Consider the following 16,676-nt stretch of genomic DNA (forward strand, 5'->3'; position numbering starts at 1 on the left):
TGATGCCATGAATGACGGCAAGTCCCGAAGTAACCGCATCGTTCCCGCCCGCAACGGCGCTCCCGGCAAGGGGAGCGCCACGCCCGGCGGCTGGTGCGCCTCCAATCTCATTCTTGCGATGATGGCGGCTCTGTTCGCCGCCGTCGTCGCCCTCGAAGTTATCACGGGCTGATCGATCCTTATCGGTCGCCCTGTTTCAAACGCTGGAGCCTCTTCATGAGCCAGTCCAAACAAGCGAGCATCCTCGATTCTCGCATTCTCGTGCCGGCAATCGCCGACGCATTCAAAAAGCTCAGCCCGCGCACGCTTGCGCGCAACCCGGTCATGTTCGTGGTGGCGACCGTGTCGGTGCTGACAACAGTGCTGTTCATCCGCGATCTCATCATCGGCGGCGCCAATCTCGCCTTTTCCTTCCAGATCAATCTCTGGCTCTGGTTCACAGTGCTGTTTGCCAATTTCGCCGAAGCCGTCGCCGAAGGGCGCGGCAAGGCGCAGGCGGATTCCCTGCGCAAGACCCGCACGGAAACCCAGGCGAAACTTCTGACCGGCGATGATCGCAGCCAGTATAAAATGGTTGCGGGCGACAGCTTGAAGGTGAACGATGTCGTTCTCGTCGAAGCAGGCGATATCATCCCCTCCGACGGTGAAGTCATCGAGGGTGTCGCCTCCGTCAACGAGGCGGCAATAACCGGCGAATCCGCCCCCGTCATCCGCGAATCCGGCGGCGACCGCTCGGCTGTTACCGGCGGCACGCAGGTTCTGTCGGATTGGATAAGGGTGCGCATCACCGCTGCTGCCGGCTCCACCTTCCTCGACCGGATGATTTCGCTGGTCGAAGGTGCCGAGCGCCAGAAGACACCGAACGAGATCGCGCTCAACATCCTGCTGGCCGGCATGACGCTGATCTTCGTTCTCGCCACTGCGACCATTCCGAGCTTTGCGACCTATGCCGGCGGTTCCATCCCGATCATCGTGCTGGTGGCGCTGTTCGTCACGCTGATCCCAACCACCATCGGCGCGCTTCTGTCCGCCATCGGCATTGCCGGCATGGACAGGCTGGTGCGTTTCAACGTGCTCGCCATGTCCGGCCGCGCCGTCGAGGCGGCGGGTGACGTCGATACGCTGCTGCTCGACAAGACCGGCACCATCACACTTGGCAACCGGCAGGCGACCGAGTTCCGCCCCATCCCCGGCGTTTCCGAACAGGAACTTGCCGATGCCGCGCAGCTCGCCTCGCTTGCCGACGAAACCCCGGAAGGCCGCTCCGTCGTGGTTCTGGCCAAGGAAAAATACGGCATCCGCGCCCGCGACATGCAGAAGCTGCACGCCAGCTTCGTGCCCTTCACCGCCCAGACCCGCATGAGCGGCGTCGATTTTGAAGGCGCCTCCATTCGCAAGGGTGCGGTTGATGCGGTTCTCGCTTATGTCGATGGCGGCGCTCTGCAACATGGCAATGCGGCGCTTGCCCTCAAAACCGAAACGGATGCCACGCGCGCTATCCGCGGAATAGCGGAAGATATCGCCAAGGCCGGCGGCACGCCGCTTGCCGTGGTGCGCGATGGTAAGTTGCTCGGCGTCGTGCAGCTGAAGGATATCGTCAAGGGCGGCATTCGCGAACGTTTCGCCGAGCTTCGCCGCATGGGCATCCGCACCGTGATGATTACCGGCGACAACCCAATGACGGCGGCTGCCATCGCTGCGGAAGCAGGGGTCGATGATTTCCTTGCCCAGGCAACGCCGGAAAACAAGCTGGAACTGATCCGCGAGGAGCAGGCCAAGGGCAAGCTGGTCGCCATGTGCGGCGACGGCACCAACGACGCACCGGCGCTGGCACAGGCCGATGTCGGCGTCGCCATGAACACCGGCACGGTGGCGGCGCGCGAGGCCGGCAACATGGTGGATCTCGACAGCGATCCGACCAAGCTCATCGAGATCGTCGAAATCGGCAAGCAATTGCTGATGACGCGCGGTGCACTGACGACCTTCTCCATCGCCAACGATATCGCCAAATATTTCGCCATCATCCCGGCGATGTTCCTGGCGCTCTATCCGCAGCTTGGCGTCCTGAACGTGATGGGGCTCTCAACGCCGCAGAGCGCCATCCTCTCGGCCATCATCTTCAACGCGCTCATCATCATCGCGCTTATCCCGCTGTCGCTGAAGGGCGTGAAATATCGCCCGATCGGTGCCGGCGCGCTGCTGTCGCGCAATCTGGTCATTTATGGCCTCGGCGGCATCATCGTTCCCTTCATCGGCATCAAGGCCATCGACCTCGCCATTACCGCGCTCGGTCTCGCCTGAGGAGTAAAGACAATGTTCAAACAGCTTCGTCCCGCACTGGTGCTGATCCTCGCCACCACTGCCATTACCGGCCTTGCCTATCCGCTGGGCATGACGGGTCTGGCGCAGGCGCTCTTTCCCGTTCAGGCCAATGGCAGCCTGATCGAGAAGGATGGCAAGGTGGTTGGCTCGCAATTGATCGGTCAGGCCTTCACCGGCGAGACCTATTTTCACGGGCGCCCCTCCGCCGCCGGCGACGGATATAACGCGGCCTCATCATCCGGTTCCAATCTCGGCCCAACGAGTGCCAAGCTCATTGACCGGGTGAAGACGGATTACGAGGCCGCAAAAGCCGAAAATCCGGCAGCCGATGTTCCCGCCGATCTGGTGACGGCATCGGGCAGCGGTCTCGATCCGCATGTCTCGCCTGAGGCCGCCTATTTCCAGGTGCCGCGTGTCGCCAGAGCAAGGGGTATGGATGAGGCCGCGCTGCGTGCCCTCATTGAGCGTCATGTCGAAGCGCCGGAACTCGGCTTCATGGGTGAGCCCGTCGTAAATGTACTGGCGCTCAATATGGCACTTGACGCAGCCGGCTCATAAACTGAAATGGCTATGGCTTCTTTGGAAGCCATAGCCTCGACCACTGGTGGTTAAATGCCTGACGACAATCGCGATATGCCGAGCCGACCGTCGCCCGATGCGCTGCTGGAAAATGCCCGGCGCGAGGCGCGAGGCCGGCTGAAGATTTTTCTGGGCGCTGCCCCCGGCGTCGGCAAGACCTATGAGATGCTGATGTCCGGCCGGGCGAAGCTCGCGGATGGTGTCGATACTCTTATCGGTGTCGTGGAAACCCATGGCCGCCGGGAAACCGAGGCGCTGGTCGAAGGGCTGGAGGTGATCCCCCGCAGGCGCATCGACTATCGCGGTCAGGTCCTGGAGGAAATGGATCTCGACGCCATCCTCGCTCGCCGCCCCGCTCTGGTTCTGGTCGATGAGCTTGCCCATACCAATGCCTCCGGCAGCCGCCACCCCAAGCGCTATATGGATGTTCAGGAAATCCTCGCGCAGGGCATCGATGTCTATACGACGCTGAACATCCAGCATGTCGAAAGCCTGAATGATGTGGTGGCGCAGATCACCCGCATCCGCGTGCGCGAAACGGTGCCTGACAGCATCATCGACCGGGCCGACGATGTGGAAATCATCGATATTACTCCCGACGACCTGATCAAGCGGCTGCACGATGGCAAGGTTTACCTGCCGCGTACCGCCCGGCGCGCCATCGAGAACTATTTCTCCCGAGGTAACCTGACGGCGCTGCGCGAGCTTGCACTACGCCGCACGGCGCAGCGGGTGGACGAGCAATTGCTCAACCACATGCAGTCCCATGCCATTTCCGGCCCCTGGGCGGCGGGAGACCGGGTTCTGGTCTGCCTCGACCATGGCGGCAACGGGCCGGGGCTGGTGCGTTATGCCCGAAGGCAGGCGGACCGCCTGCGTGCACCGTGGACGGCGCTGCATCTCGACACGCCGCGTTCACAGCAATTGTCGGAGGCGGAGAAGGACCGGCTGGCCGGCACCATGCGGCTTGCCCAGCAGCTTGGCGGCGAAACGGTGATCCTGCCGGCGCTTGATCTCACACGCGAGATCATCTCCTACGCCAACGCCAATAATTTCACCCACATCATCATCGGCCGCCCGCGAAAATCCTGGTGGCAGAGGATTTTTCAGCGCTCGCTGACGCATGATCTGATCGACCACGCCGGCGATATCAGCGTGCATGTCATTTCCGGCGATAAAAAAGAAGAGAAGCCGGGTCAGGTCGCAAAGCCGGCGCTGGCCCAATCGCATCGTTCCATAAGGCCCTATCTCAACAGCACGCTGTTTGTCGGTTTGGCAATCGTGGCCGGCATCGTGCTTGACCAGACGCTCGATGTTAGAAATCTGGCGCTGGTGTTCCTGATGGCGGTTCTGGCCGCTGCCGTGCGCGGCGGCCTGGGGCCGGCGCTTTATGCTTCGCTGCTTGGCGCTTTTGCCTTCAATTTTTTCTTCCTTGAGCCGCGTTACACGCTGACCGTTCGCGATCCGGAAAGCGTCGTGGCGCTGCTGTTTTACCTTGGTGTGGCGCTTGTCGCCTCCAATCTCACGGCGGCTGTGCAACGGCAGGCCGCTGCCGCGCGGGCAAGGGCGCGAACGACGGAAGATTTGTATCTGTTCTCAAAGAAGCTCTCGGTGACCGGAACGCTGGACGACGTGTTGTGGGCCGCCGCTTTCCAGATGGCCTCGATGCTGAAGGTTCGGATCGTTTTGCTTCTGCCGGAAAACAATACGATAGCGGTCAAGGCGGGATATCCGCCCGACGATACGCTGGTGGATGCCGATATTGCCGCCGCCCAGTGGGCATGGGAACACAACAAGGCTGCGGGCAGGGGCGCAGATACGCTTCCCGGCGCCAAGCGGCTTTATCTGCCGTTGCGCACCGGCAGTGGCGCCGTCGGTGTGGTGGGGCTGGACGACGACCGGCTCGGGCCGCTGCTGACGCCGGAACAGCAACGGCTGTTTGATGCGCTGGCCGATCAGGCGGCGCTTGCCATAGAGCGCATTCAACTCGTCTCGGATGTCGACAGGGCAAGGCTTGCGGCGGAAACCGACCGGCTGCGCACGGCGCTCCTGACCTCCATTTCCCATGATCTCAAGACGCCGCTTGCGGCCATTCTGGGTTCGGCTGGAACGTTGAAGGATTTTGCCGAGGATATTCCGCCGGATGCGCGCGCCGAACTGCTGTCGACGATCGTCGAGGAATCCGAACGGCTGAACCGTTTCATCTCCAACCTTCTCGATATGACGAGGATCGGTTCGGGCGCGATGGAGCCGAATTACGGTCTGCATTTCCTCGGCGACATGGTCGGAACGGCGTTGTCGCGTGCGGCGAAGATCGTCGTCCGGCACGAGGTCGTTCTCGATATACCCTCCGACCTGCCGATGCTGAAGGTCGATCCCGTGCTTTTCGAACAGGTGCTGTTCAACCTCATCGACAATGCGGCCAAATACGCACCCGAACACACGATCATTGCGATACGCGGCTGGCGGCAGGGAAAAAATATCTTCCTGTCGGTTGCCGACGAGGGGCCGGGCATTCCGCCCGATGATATCGAGCGGGTCTTCGACAGTTTCTACCGGGTGCGAAAGGCGGATCATGTGCAGGCGGGAACGGGGCTCGGTCTCTCCATCTGCAAGGGTTTCATCGAGGCGATGGGTGGCTCGATCCGCGCGGAAAACAGATCGGGCCGTAGCGGAGCGCAATTCATCATAGGCCTGCCCGTCGCCGTCGATACGCCGGTGCTGGATCATGATTAAGGCGCTATTGCCGGTGAGAGATGGTCATGCATTCTGCCATGCCGCTGAAGGAGATCGGGAATGACCAATTCCGCCGTTCGTATTCTGATCGTCGATGACGAGCCGCCGATCCGCAAGCTCCTGCGGGTGGGCCTGTCGACGCAGGGATATGCGGTGAGCGAAGCGATGAATGCGAAGGTGGCGGTGGAGCTGGTCCGGGAAGACAGGCCCGATCTCGTTGTTCTCGATCTCGGCCTGCCGGATATGTCGGGGCGTGATCTTCTGGAAAAGTGGCGGGCAGAAGGGCTGGCGCTGCCGGTCATCATCCTTTCCAGCCGCACGGATGAGGCGGGTATCGTCAGGGCGCTGGAACTCGGGGCGGATGACTACATCACCAAGCCTTTCGGCATGAACGAGCTTGTCGCTCGCATCCGTGTCGCGCTCCGCCATCGCCTCCAGAGCCAGGGCGAAAGGCCGGTGTTTCAGACCGGTGATCTCTCGGTCGATCTTGTCCGGCGCATCGTCAAGGTGGAGGATCGCGAGGTGAAGCTCTCGCCCAAGGAATATGATATCCTGCGGGTTCTGGTGCAGCATGCCGGCAAGGTGCTGACGCACCGTTTCCTGCTGGAACATGTCTGGGATGAATTGACCGACGTGCAATATCTGCGGGTCTATGTGCGCCAGTTGCGCCAGAAGATCGAAAAAATTCCGGATCAGCCGCGCTATATACTGACGGAGACCGGGGTGGGTTACCGGTTGCAGGAGGTTTGAGGGCGCCGCAAGGCGACGCCCTCCGATAGTTCAAACGGCAGCGCAGATCGACAGGAATTCGTCCACATCGGCCTCGGTCGTCGCAAAGCTGGTGACCATGCGGATTAGCACTTCGTCCTTGCTGACTTTTTCCGGCATGTCGCGCGGCTCCAGCCAGTCATAGAACTTCGCGCCCTTTTTTGTCGCTGCTTCCGCAGCTGCCTTAGGCAGAATGGCGAAAACTTCATTGGCCTGGGTCGGCCAGGCGAGGCGGGCGCTGTTCAGTGAGCCGAAACCGGCGCGCAGCCGGTTGGCCATGGCATTGGCGTGGCCGGCGAGGCCGAGCCACAGATCGTCCTGCAGATAGGCTTCGAACTGCGCGGCGATGAAGCGCGATTTTGAAAAGAGCTGGGCGGTGCGCTTGCGCAGGAAGGAGAAGTCCCGGGCGAGCGACGGGTCGAAGAAGACGATCGCTTCCGCGCACCAGCAGCCGTTTTTCGTGCCGCCGAAAGACAGGACATCGACGCCGCGTTTCCAGGTCATTTCGGCGGGCGTGGTGCCGAGGGCGGCAAGCGCATTGGCAAACCGCGCGCCATCCATATGCAGCGGCAGGCCGTTTTCCTTGGCGATCTTCGATATCGCGTCGATTTCATCGAGCGTGTAGACGGTGCCGGCCTCGGTTGCCTGTGTCATGGTGATGGCAGCGGCGCGCCCATGGTGCACGGCATCCTGCGGATAACGCGCAATGCGTTCGATCAGGTTTTCCGGCAGCATCTTGCCATTCGGCCCCTCGACAGCGACCATGCGCATGCCGGAAAAGAAATCCGGGGCGCCGCATTCATCCTCGATCACATGCGCTTCGGAATGACAGAAGGTCAGGCCGCCGGCGCGGGCGATGCTGGCCAGCGAAAGCGAATTGGCCGCCGTGCCGGTGGCGACGAAAAACACTGCGACTTCGCGTTCGAAGATTTCGTTGAAGCGCTTTTCGATGGAGAGATCGAGCTCGCTGGTGCCGTAGGCGGCGGCAAAGCGTGTGGATTCCCGAGACAGCCGCTCATTGACGGCCGGATGGGCGCCAGCCCAATTGTCTGAAGCAAAAAACATCTCTGAAGGCTTTCCGATAGCTGAGGGTCTGTGTTGGGCTGCGTGAAGCTATGACGGACAAAGTTCTAGGACCTAAGATCGCGATTGGCAAATCGGGCAATGAAAGCAATGGCCCAGCGGCTTCTTCGACAAGAAAGTTTCGCACAATAGGTCAGTATCGAAACTTCGCTGCAAATCGGGGCATTCACTAATTGGATTCGGACCCTTGCAAAATTCAGTCGTTTCTGCCAAAATCAGCGGGAATTGAGACAGTCTTGCTGTCCTAAATTTGATCCAGCCGGCCTGAATGCGGATTTTGCGGGAAGCAGAAATCCGCATCGAGCCGGATCTTCGCATGAAACCGTGCAAGTAATTTTGCAGGAGGGACAAAAATGACGAACAAGCCGCAGGCGGATATCGCCGCCGCAACCCTGACCACAGACTGTCCCACCGCGGCTGCGGCCGCACCCGTTTCTGCGAAAGCGCGTTTCGCGGGCGGCTTGCCGGAACGGCAGGGTCTTTACGATCCCGCCAACGAACATGACGCCTGCGGCGTCGGCTTCGTAGCCCATATGAAGGGCGTCAAGTCGCACCAGATCGTCAGTGACGGCCTGTTCATCCTCGAAAACCTCACCCATCGCGGTGCGGTTGGCGCTGACCCGCTGATGGGTGATGGCGCGGGCATTCTCGTGCAGATCCCCGACCGTTTCTTCCGCGAGGAAATGGCGGCGCAGGGCGTGACGTTGCCGAAGGCCGGCGAATACGCCGTCGGCCACATCTTCATGCCGCGCGATCCTTCCCGCATCGAGCATTACAAGAAGGTCATCGTCGACGTCATCGGCGAAGAGGGGCAGCAGTTCCTCGGCTTCCGCGACGTGCCTGTCGATAATTCCTCGCTGTCGAAGGCGCCGGATATTGCTGCGACCGAGCCGCACCATGTTCAGGTCTTCATCGGCGCAGGCCGCGATGCCGCGACCAATCATGATTTTGAGCGCAAGCTGTTCCTAATCCGCAAGGTTCTCTCCAACCGCATCTATGATGAGGGCGGCGGCAAGGAAACGCAGGATTTCTATCCCGTTTCCCTTTCCTCCTCCACCATCGTCTACAAGGGCATGTTCCTCGCCTATCAGGTTGGCGCCTATTACAAGGATCTGGCCGATCCGCGCTTCGAATCCGCCGTTGCCCTCGTGCATCAGCGTTTCTCGACCAACACCTTCCCGTCCTGGAAGCTGGCGCATCCCTACCGCATGGTCGCTCATAACGGTGAAATCAACACGCTGCGCGGCAACGTCAACTGGATGGCGGCGCGTCAGGCCTCGGTTTCGTCGGCGCTGTTCGGCGATGACATTTCCAAGCTCTGGCCGATTTCCTATGAAGGTCAGTCGGACACCGCCTGTTTCGACAACGCGCTCGAATTCCTCGTGCGCGGCGGTTACTCCATGGCCCACGCCGTCATGATGCTGATCCCGGAAGCCTGGGCCGGCAACCAGTCCATGTCTGCCGAACGCAAGGCATTCTACGAATATCACGCAGCGCTGATGGAGCCGTGGGACGGCCCGGCCGCCGTTGCCTTCACCGATGGCAAGCAGATTGGCGCGACGCTCGACCGCAACGGTCTTCGCCCGGCACGTTATCTCGTCACCGATGATGATCGCATCATCATGGCGTCCGAGGCGGGCACGCTGCCGGTGCCGGAAGAGCGCATCGTCAAGAAGTGGCGCCTGCAGCCCGGCAAGATGCTGCTGATCGACATGGAAAAGGGTGCGATCATTTCCGATGAGGAAGTGAAGCATGAACTTGCCGCCAAGCACCCCTACCGCACCTGGCTCGACCGCACGCAGCTCATCCTCGAAGAGCTGAAGCCGGTCGAACCGCGCGCGCTTCGCCGCGACGTGTCGCTGCTCGACCGTCAGCAGGCCTTCGGCTACACTAGCGAAGATACGAAGCTGTTGATGTCGCCGATGGCGACGACCGGCCAGGAAGCCATCGGCTCCATGGGCACCGATACGCCGATTTCGGCCATGTCGGAAAAGTCGAAGCTGCTTTACACCTATTTCAAGCAGAACTTCGCGCAGGTGACGAACCCGCCGATCGATCCGATCCGCGAAGAGCTTGTCATGAGCCTCGTGTCCTTCATCGGTCCGCGCCCGAATATCCTCGACCATGAAGGTGCCGCCCGCGCCAAGCGTCTGGAAGTGCGCCAGCCGATCCTGACCAATGGTGATCTGGAGAAGATCCGCTCCATCGGCCATACGGAAGACCGTTTCGACACCAAGACGCTCGACTTCACCTATGATGTGGAGCGTGGCGCGGAAGGCATGCCGGAAATGCTGGAACGCCTGTGCGAGCGGGCGGAATCCGCCGTTCGTGGCGGTTACAACATCATCGTTCTCTCCGACCGTCAGCTTGGCCCGGACCGCATTGCGATCCCCGCCCTTCTGGCGACCGCCGCCGTGCACCACCACCTGATCCGCAAGGGTCTGCGCACCTCGGTCGGCCTCGTCGTGGAAACCGGTGAGCCGCGCGAAATCCATCATTTCTGCCTGCTCGCCGGTTATGGCGCGGAGGCGATCAACCCCTATCTCGCCTTTGACACGCTGCTCGACATGCACAAGCACGGCGCCTTCCCGAAGGAAGTCTCCGACGACGAAGTGGTTTATCGCTACATCAAGGCGGTCGGTAAGGGCATCCTCAAGGTCATGTCCAAGATGGGCATTTCCACCTACCAGTCCTATTGCGGCGCGCAGATCTTCGACGCCATCGGCCTTTCCTCGGAATTCGTCGAGAAGTATTTCTTCGGCACCGCCACCTCCATCGAAGGTGTCGGCCTGACGGAGATTGCCGAAGAAACCGTAACGCGCCACACGGCGGCCTTTGGCAAGGATCCGATCCTTGCCAACACGCTCGATATCGGCGGTGAATACGCCTATCGCATGCGCGGTGAAAGCCACGCCTGGACGCCGGATGCCGTCGCCTCGCTGCAGCACGCCGTGCGCGGCAACAGCCAGGATCGTTACCGCGAATTCGCCGGCATGGTGAATGAGACGGCGCTGCGCATGAACACCATTCGCGGCCTGTTCAAGGTAAAGTCGGCGGAAGCGCTCGGCCGCAAGCCGGTTTCCATCGATGATGTCGAGCCGGCGGCAGATATCGTCAAGCGCTTCTCGACCGGGGCCATGTCCTTCGGCTCGATCAGCCGCGAGGCGCATACCACGCTCGCCATCGCCATGAACCGTATCGGCGGCAAGTCAAACACTGGTGAGGGCGGCGAAGAATCCGACCGTTACATGCCGCTGTTGAACGGCCAGCCGAACCCGGAACGCTCCGCCATCAAGCAGATCGCTTCCGGACGCTTCGGCGTGACGACGGAATATCTCGTCAATGCCGATATGCTGCAGATCAAGGTGGCGCAGGGCGCAAAGCCCGGCGAAGGTGGTCAGCTGCCCGGCCACAAGGTGGATGCGACGGTTGCCAAGACCCGTCACTCCACCCCGGGTGTCGGCCTCATCTCGCCGCCGCCGCATCATGACATCTATTCGATCGAAGATCTGGCACAGCTGATCTACGACCTGAAGAACGTCAACCCGGAAGCCGATGTTTCGGTGAAGCTGGTGTCGGAAGTGGGCGTCGGCACGGTTGCTGCCGGTGTCGCCAAGGCGCGTGCCGACCATATCACCGTTGCCGGTTTCGACGGCGGCACGGGTGCTTCGCCGCTTACCTCGCTGAAGCATGCGGGCTCGCCCTGGGAAATCGGCCTTGCCGAAACCCAGCAGACGCTGGTGCTGAACGGCCTTCGCTCGCGCGTTGCCCTGCAGGTGGATGGCGGTCTGAAGACCGGCCGCGACGTCATCATCGGCGCGCTGCTCGGTGCGGATGAATTCGGCTTCGCCACTGCGCCGCTGATTGCGGCGGGCTGCATCATGATGCGCAAGTGCCATCTCAATACCTGCCCGGTGGGCGTCGCGACGCAGGACCCGGTTCTGCGCAAGCGCTTCAAGGGCACGCCGGAACATGTCATCAACTACTTCTTCTTCGTGGCCGAAGAAGTGCGCGAAATTCTTGCCTCGCTTGGCGTTACCAGGCTGGATGAGATCATCGGTGCTTCCGAGATGCTCGAAAAGGATGAGATGCTGGCGCACTGGAAGGCCAAGGGTCTGGATTTCAGCCGCATCTTCCACAAGGTTGAGGCACCCAAGGAAGCAACCTTCTGGACCGAACGCCAGAAGCATCCGATCGACGATATTCTCGACCGCAAGCTGATCGAGAAGTCCTTGCCGTCGCTCGAAAACCGCGAACCCGTGGTCTTCGAAGTGCCGATCAAGAACGTCGACCGTTCCGCAGGCGCCATGCTTTCGGGTGCGCTTGCCAAGCGTTGGGGTCACAAGGGCCTGAAGGACGATACGATCCACGTCACGCTCAAGGGCACGGCCGGTCAGTCCTTCGGCGCGTTCCTTGCCCGCGGCATCACCTTCGATCTGGTGGGTGACGGCAACGACTATGTCGGCAAGGGTCTTTCGGGTGGCCGCATCATCGTGCGCCCGCCGGAAAACACCCGCATCGTTGCGGAAAACTCGATCATCGTCGGCAATACCGTGCTTTACGGCGCGATCACCGGTGAGTGTTATTTCCGCGGTGTCGCGGGTGAGCGTTTCGCGGTGCGTAACTCCGGCGCGGTTGCTGTTGTCGAAGGCGTGGGCGACCACGGCTGCGAATATATGACGGGCGGCATCGTCGTTGTTCTCGGTGAGACGGGCCGTAACTTCGCGGCCGGCATGTCCGGCGGCGTGGCTTATGTTCTCGACGAGAAGGGTGACTTCGCCACCCGCTGCAACATGGCCATGGTCGAGCTTGAGCCGGTTCCGGAAGAAGACGACATGCTGGAAAAGCTGCACCATCACGGCGGCGACCTCATGCACAAGGGACGTGTGGACGTTTCCGAGGACATGACGCGCCACGACGAGGAGCGCCTATACCAGCTGATCTCGAACCACTTCCATTACACGAATTCGTCGCGCGCCAAGGATATACTCGACCGCTGGAGCGAGTTCCGTCCGAAGTTCCGCAAGGTCATGCCGGTCGAATACCGCCGTGCGCTTGAGGAAATGGAGCGCATGCGCATGGGCGTGGCGGCGGAATAATCCGCCGCGTGAGGACACTACACCAACTGGTCTCGCTGATGATCGCGGCCGCCGTTCCCACGGCGATCTACTGGACGAGCGGCGAGACCGGATTTGAGTTCATCGTATTGGGGGCGGCTTTCGGTTTCGCCTACTGGTACTGGGGCCCGACAGGCGCTCCGCTTTGATGTGAGGACATAAACGTGGGCAAGGTTACAGGTTTTCTGGAAATCGACCGGCAGGTGGGCAAGTATCAGCCCGCATCGGATCGTATCCGCCATTTCCGCGAATTCACCATTCCGATGTCGGATGCCGAGGTGCAGAAGCAGGCGGCGCGCTGCATGGATTGCGGCATTCCCTACTGTCATGGCCCGACGGGCTGTCCCGTGCACAACCAGATCCCCGACTGGAACGATCTGGTCTATAACAACAATTGGGAAGAGGCGATCCGTAACCTCCATTCCACCAACAACTTCCCGGAATTTACCGGCCGCGTCTGTCCCGCGCCCTGCGAGGAAGCGTGCACGCTGAACCTCGAGGATGCACCGGTCGCCATCAAGACCGTAGAGCAGGCGATTGCCGACAAGGCCTATGAGCTGGGCTTCATCGTGCCGAAGCCGGCGACGATCCACACCGGCAAGAAGGTCGCCATCATCGGTTCCGGCCCTTCGGGCATGGCGGCGGCTCAGCAGCTTGGCCGCGCCGGTCACGAGGTGCACGTTTACGAGCGTGAATCCAAGCCCGGCGGCCTGCTGCGTTACGGTATCCCGGACTTCAAGATGGAGAAGAACTTCATCGATCGCCGTGTCGAGCAGATCAAGGGCGAAGGCGTCACCTTCCATTGTGGCGTCAATGTCGGCGTTGATGTGACGGTTGAGGCGCTTCTCTCCGACCACGATGCGGTTCTTTATTGCGGCGGTTCGGAAACCCCGCGTCCGGCCGGTATCGGTGGCGCCGATCTGCTTGGTGTTTACGATGCCATGCCTTATCTCGTGCAGCAGAACCGCCGCGTCGGCCGTGAAAACATCGACAGCATCGGCTGGCCTGCCGATCCGATCCTTGCCGGTGGCAAGCATGTCGTCGTTGTTGGTGGTGGCGATACCGCATCCGACTGCGTCGGTACGGCCTTCCGTCAGGGCGCGGTGAAAGTCACCCAGCTCGACATCCGCCCGATGCCGCCGGAAAAGGAAGACAAGCTTGCGGTCTGGCCCTTCTGGGCAACCAAGATGCGCACCTCGTCCTCGCAGGCCGAAGGCGCCATTCGCGAGTTCCAGGTGGCGACGCTTGAATTCGTCGGCGAAGACGGCGTGCTGACAGGCGTGAAGTGCTGCCAGGTGGATGACCGCCGCAAGCCGATCGCCGGCACGGAATTCATCATCAAGGCCGATCTCGCCTTCATCGCCATCGGCTTCTCCGGTCCCTTCACCGACAGCGTGCTGAAGGAGATGGACGGCAAGCTGACGCTCAACACCGACCGCCGCGGCTCCACCAATGTGGTTGCCAACGAAACAGATTACCGGACCTCGGTCGACAAGCTGTGGGCTGCGGGCGATGTGCGCCGTGGCCAGTCCCTGGTGGTCTGGGCGATCCGCGAAGGCCGCCAGGCGGCGCGTGCGATCGACGAGGCGCTGATGGGTGCCACCGTTCTGCCGCGCTAAGCGAATGAATGCGGCATAAGCCGCACGAACCATAACAAAAGGCCTGTTGTCAGATACAACAGGCCTTTTGTCTGACTGGACGACCAAAAAAGCGATTGGGGCGTCGCTTTCATGGGGACGGGCAAGATATCGCGCCTGTGAATTGCAAGGACATTACGCGTTTCCCGAAAAGCAGTTTTTTGCCAGTAATACGGGATGGGTCCAGCAATAGGGAAGGCTGATGCGGAAGCAGGCGCCACCGGTGGATGAATCGCTGATGGTGATCTCGCCGCCGTGGTAGCGGACGATTTCCTGAACGAGGTTGAGACCGAGCCCGGTGCCACGATCCTTTGGCCGCAGGCGATGGAATGCGTCGAACACCAGTTCCCTGTCCTCTTCGGGAATACCGTTGCCTTCGTCGGAGATGTCGATCACGCGGTTCGCCGCGATTTTGACGGTGATCGTGCCGCGATTGCCGCCATGTTCGATGGCATTCTGCACGATGTTCATCAGCGCGCGCTGCAGCGAGGCGTCGTCGGCAAGGGCGAGGATCGGCTCTTCTTCCGGCTCGAAAGAGAGATTATATCCCTGTGAGATCGCAAGCGGCGCCATATCCGCAACGACGGATCTGCAAAGGCTGACGAGATCAAGCGGAATAAGCGGTGCTTTCTGGCCGCCCAGACGTTGCAGGTCGAGCAATTGTTCGGCCAGCACGGCAATACGGCTGGCATCGGCCAAAATCCTGCTGCGGGCCGGGCCTTCCAGCAGCGTTTCAACACGGGTCTGGAGAATGGCGACAGGGGTGCGCAATTCATGGGCGGCATCGAGAATGAAACGTTTGTGCCGTTCATAGCCATCGTCCAGCCGCTGCAATGCGCCGTTGACGGCATGCACGAGTGGCTGCACCTCCCGTGGAATGTTGCCGTCCGGCAATCGATATCCGCGTTTGTCGATATCGATGGTTTCCGCCGTGCGCGCGATGGTCGAGAGGGCGCGAAATTCCCGGCGAATGATCCAGGGAATGGTTACGATCGTCACGATCGACATGAGAATGAGAACCGGCATGATCAAGATATTGGAGAATAGCAGGACGGGGAAGGTCATGCTGAACGGCCCGCCTTTGCCGATCATGACGAACTCTCCAGCCGGCCCCGAAGCGCGCCGCACGACAGCTATTCGTACCACGGCGAGATAGGAATAGGACAGTGCCGCGTCGCGTACGTCGGAAATCCTGATATCGCTCAGCTGCTGGTCCATGTTGAATGCATCCGGTACCTGCCCGGCCTTTACGACTTCTCCCTTTTCGCTAACGGCGGTGAACCAGAAATCGGACGTGTTGTTGCGGAGCTGGGTGAATTCTGGTGTTTCTTTGAGAACCAGCTGGCCATCCTTATCCCGCACGATTGCTTTGGCAGTAATCTGGGCCGCCTCGGGGCTCAGCAGGGCGCTTCCAGCCCCGCCGGTCGACAAAGAGGTGACGATGGCTGCGGTGACGACGAAGAGGCTGCCGATCTGAAACAGCAGCAATTGAATGGTCAGGCGGCGCTTCAGCGATTTCCTCTTCACGCGGTCGCCCTCAGGAGATAACCGACACCGCGAATGCCGTGAACCTCAAGGCCCGCATCCGCAGCTGCCAATTTGCGGCGCAAACGGGAAATATGGGAATCGAGTGCATTGGACTGGATTTCATCATCGAAATTATAGACGGCCTCCTCCAGCAGCGGGCGCAGCACCGTTCTGCCCTGTCGCCGCAACAATGCTTCGAGGATCAGCAGCTCCCGTCTCGTCAGGGGAAGGAATTCACCCTTGATGCGCACTTCGCGGGTTTCGAAGCAGAATTCCAGCCTGCCCAGTCTCGCCGTCATCGTCACGGCGCCAGCCGGCCGGCGCATCAGGGCACGGATGCGGGCAAGCAGTTCCTCAACGGCGAAAGGCTTGGCCAGATAATCGTCCGCGCCGAGATTGAGGCCGTTGATCCGGTCCGCAAGCGCACCCTGGGCCGTCAGCACGATGACGGGTGGGGTGACGGGCAGGAGACGCAGATCTTCGATAAGCTCGATGCCATCACCATCGGGCAATTGCCGGTCGAGCACGACAAGATCGTGAACACCGTCCATGATGGCATGACGGGCAAGATCGAGCGTGCCGACCGTATCCACGATAATATCGAACCGATGGAGCGCGGCGGACAGGGCTGCTGCCATTTCGCGTTCGTCTTCAACAAGCAGCAGGCGCATGAATTCGTCTCGGCAATGTCCGGCTTCGTCTCCCGAAGAGGAAGAACGCGCGTGAAGTCAAAAAACGACGGCGCCGTTGACGCTCTGAGCGAGTGGCGCGCCGCCGTTGGGTCAATATAGCCATGCAAAAGGAGGATGGGAGAAGGCAGGCCACCAACCCCACATTCCTGCAAAGCTATACTTATCCTGCCATGGTCGGATTGCCTAAACATTACGCCTGTCACGGGCCGTCAGGC

Annotated in this window: 11 protein-coding genes; 8 read left to right on the forward strand and 3 right to left on the reverse strand. The window is 60.9% G+C overall.

The genetic code is table 11. The features are described from left to right. Positions 1 to 7 precede the first annotated feature (7 nt). The 5 genes from O3S81_RS21655 to O3S81_RS21675 are packed head-to-tail and all read left to right on the forward strand — an operon-like array spanning position 8 to position 6,387. Positions 8 to 172, forward strand: a complete 165-nt coding sequence (locus O3S81_RS21655) for a hypothetical protein (protein ID WP_269346550.1) — start codon at positions 8 to 10, stop codon at positions 170 to 172. Positions 173 to 216: 44 nt separating this feature from the next. Continuing rightward, a complete protein-coding gene (gene kdpB, locus O3S81_RS21660; RefSeq protein WP_269346552.1) occupies positions 217 to 2,301 on the forward strand; it encodes a potassium-transporting ATPase subunit KdpB in 2,085 nt (694 codons plus the stop codon). Positions 2,302 to 2,313: 12 nt separating this feature from the next. Further along, complete coding sequence (gene kdpC, locus O3S81_RS21665) at positions 2,314 to 2,880, forward strand: potassium-transporting ATPase subunit KdpC (protein WP_269346554.1); 567 nt, start codon at positions 2,314 to 2,316, stop codon at positions 2,878 to 2,880. 54 nt (positions 2,881 to 2,934) lie between these two features. Beyond that, the gene (locus tag O3S81_RS21670) at positions 2,935 to 5,637 is read left to right on the forward strand and encodes a sensor histidine kinase (protein ID WP_269346556.1); all 2,703 of its coding nucleotides are present in this window, start codon (positions 2,935 to 2,937) and stop codon (positions 5,635 to 5,637) included. Positions 5,638 to 5,697: 60 nt separating this feature from the next. Continuing rightward, a complete protein-coding gene (locus O3S81_RS21675) occupies positions 5,698 to 6,387 on the forward strand; it encodes a response regulator transcription factor (protein ID WP_269346558.1) in 690 nt (229 codons plus the stop codon). 30 nt (positions 6,388 to 6,417) lie between these two features. On the opposite strand, the gene O3S81_RS21680 is transcribed toward O3S81_RS21675, so the two are convergent. After that, a complete protein-coding gene (locus O3S81_RS21680) occupies positions 6,418 to 7,470 on the reverse strand; it encodes a threonine aldolase family protein (RefSeq protein WP_269346559.1) in 1,053 nt (350 codons plus the stop codon). A 371-nt stretch (positions 7,471 to 7,841) separates the two neighbouring features. Here O3S81_RS21680 and gltB point away from each other — a divergent pair, with 371 nt between their 5' ends. From gltB to O3S81_RS21695, 3 genes are read left to right on the forward strand one after another with little or no spacing between them, the layout of a single operon-like run. Further along, positions 7,842 to 12,587: a glutamate synthase large subunit gene (gltB, locus tag O3S81_RS21685; RefSeq protein WP_269346561.1), complete on the forward strand. Its 4,746-nt coding sequence runs from the start codon at positions 7,842 to 7,844 to the stop codon at positions 12,585 to 12,587. 8 nt (positions 12,588 to 12,595) lie between these two features. After that, on the forward strand, positions 12,596 to 12,754 hold the full coding sequence (locus tag O3S81_RS21690) for a hypothetical protein (protein ID WP_269346563.1): 159 nt from the start codon (positions 12,596 to 12,598) through the stop codon (positions 12,752 to 12,754). Between the two features lie 15 nt (positions 12,755 to 12,769). Beyond that, positions 12,770 to 14,224, forward strand: coding sequence for a glutamate synthase subunit beta (locus O3S81_RS21695; protein ID WP_269346565.1), 1,455 nt, complete (start codon positions 12,770 to 12,772; stop codon positions 14,222 to 14,224). 153 nt (positions 14,225 to 14,377) lie between these two features. Here the strand turns inward: O3S81_RS21695 and O3S81_RS21700 are convergent, their stop codons facing one another. After that, a complete protein-coding gene (locus O3S81_RS21700) occupies positions 14,378 to 15,769 on the reverse strand; it encodes a sensor histidine kinase (RefSeq protein ID WP_269346567.1) in 1,392 nt (463 codons plus the stop codon). Continuing rightward, the gene (locus O3S81_RS21705) at positions 15,766 to 16,440 is read right to left on the reverse strand and encodes a response regulator transcription factor (protein ID WP_269346569.1); all 675 of its coding nucleotides are present in this window, start codon (positions 16,438 to 16,440) and stop codon (positions 15,766 to 15,768) included. The genes O3S81_RS21700 and O3S81_RS21705 overlap by 4 nt, the downstream gene beginning before the upstream one ends. Between the last annotated feature and the right edge of the window lie 236 nt (positions 16,441 to 16,676).

The sequence above is a fragment of the Agrobacterium sp. SOY23 genome (assembly GCF_027212525.1).
Taxonomy (GTDB): Bacteria; Pseudomonadota; Alphaproteobacteria; order Rhizobiales; family Rhizobiaceae; genus Agrobacterium; species Agrobacterium tumefaciens_I.

Bases quoted from the DNA above. Each gene is read 5' to 3' on its own strand.
- O3S81_RS21655 (WP_269346550.1), top strand. From the start codon at position 8: ATGAATGACGGCAAGTCCCGAAGTAACCGCATCGTTCCCGCCCGCAAC.
- kdpB (WP_269346552.1), top strand. From the start codon at position 217: ATGAGCCAGTCCAAACAAGCGAGCATCCTCGATTCTCGCATTCTCGTG.
- kdpC (WP_269346554.1), top strand. From the start codon at position 2,314: ATGTTCAAACAGCTTCGTCCCGCACTGGTGCTGATCCTCGCCACCACT.
- O3S81_RS21670 (WP_269346556.1), top strand. From the start codon at position 2,935: ATGCCTGACGACAATCGCGATATGCCGAGCCGACCGTCGCCCGATGCG.
- O3S81_RS21675 (WP_269346558.1), top strand. From the start codon at position 5,698: ATGACCAATTCCGCCGTTCGTATTCTGATCGTCGATGACGAGCCGCCG.
- O3S81_RS21680 (WP_269346559.1), bottom strand. From the start codon at position 7,470: ATGTTTTTTGCTTCAGACAATTGGGCTGGCGCCCATCCGGCCGTCAAT.
- gltB (WP_269346561.1), top strand. From the start codon at position 7,842: ATGACGAACAAGCCGCAGGCGGATATCGCCGCCGCAACCCTGACCACA.
- O3S81_RS21705 (WP_269346569.1), bottom strand. From the start codon at position 16,440: ATGCGCCTGCTGCTTGTTGAAGACGAACGCGAAATGGCAGCAGCCCTG.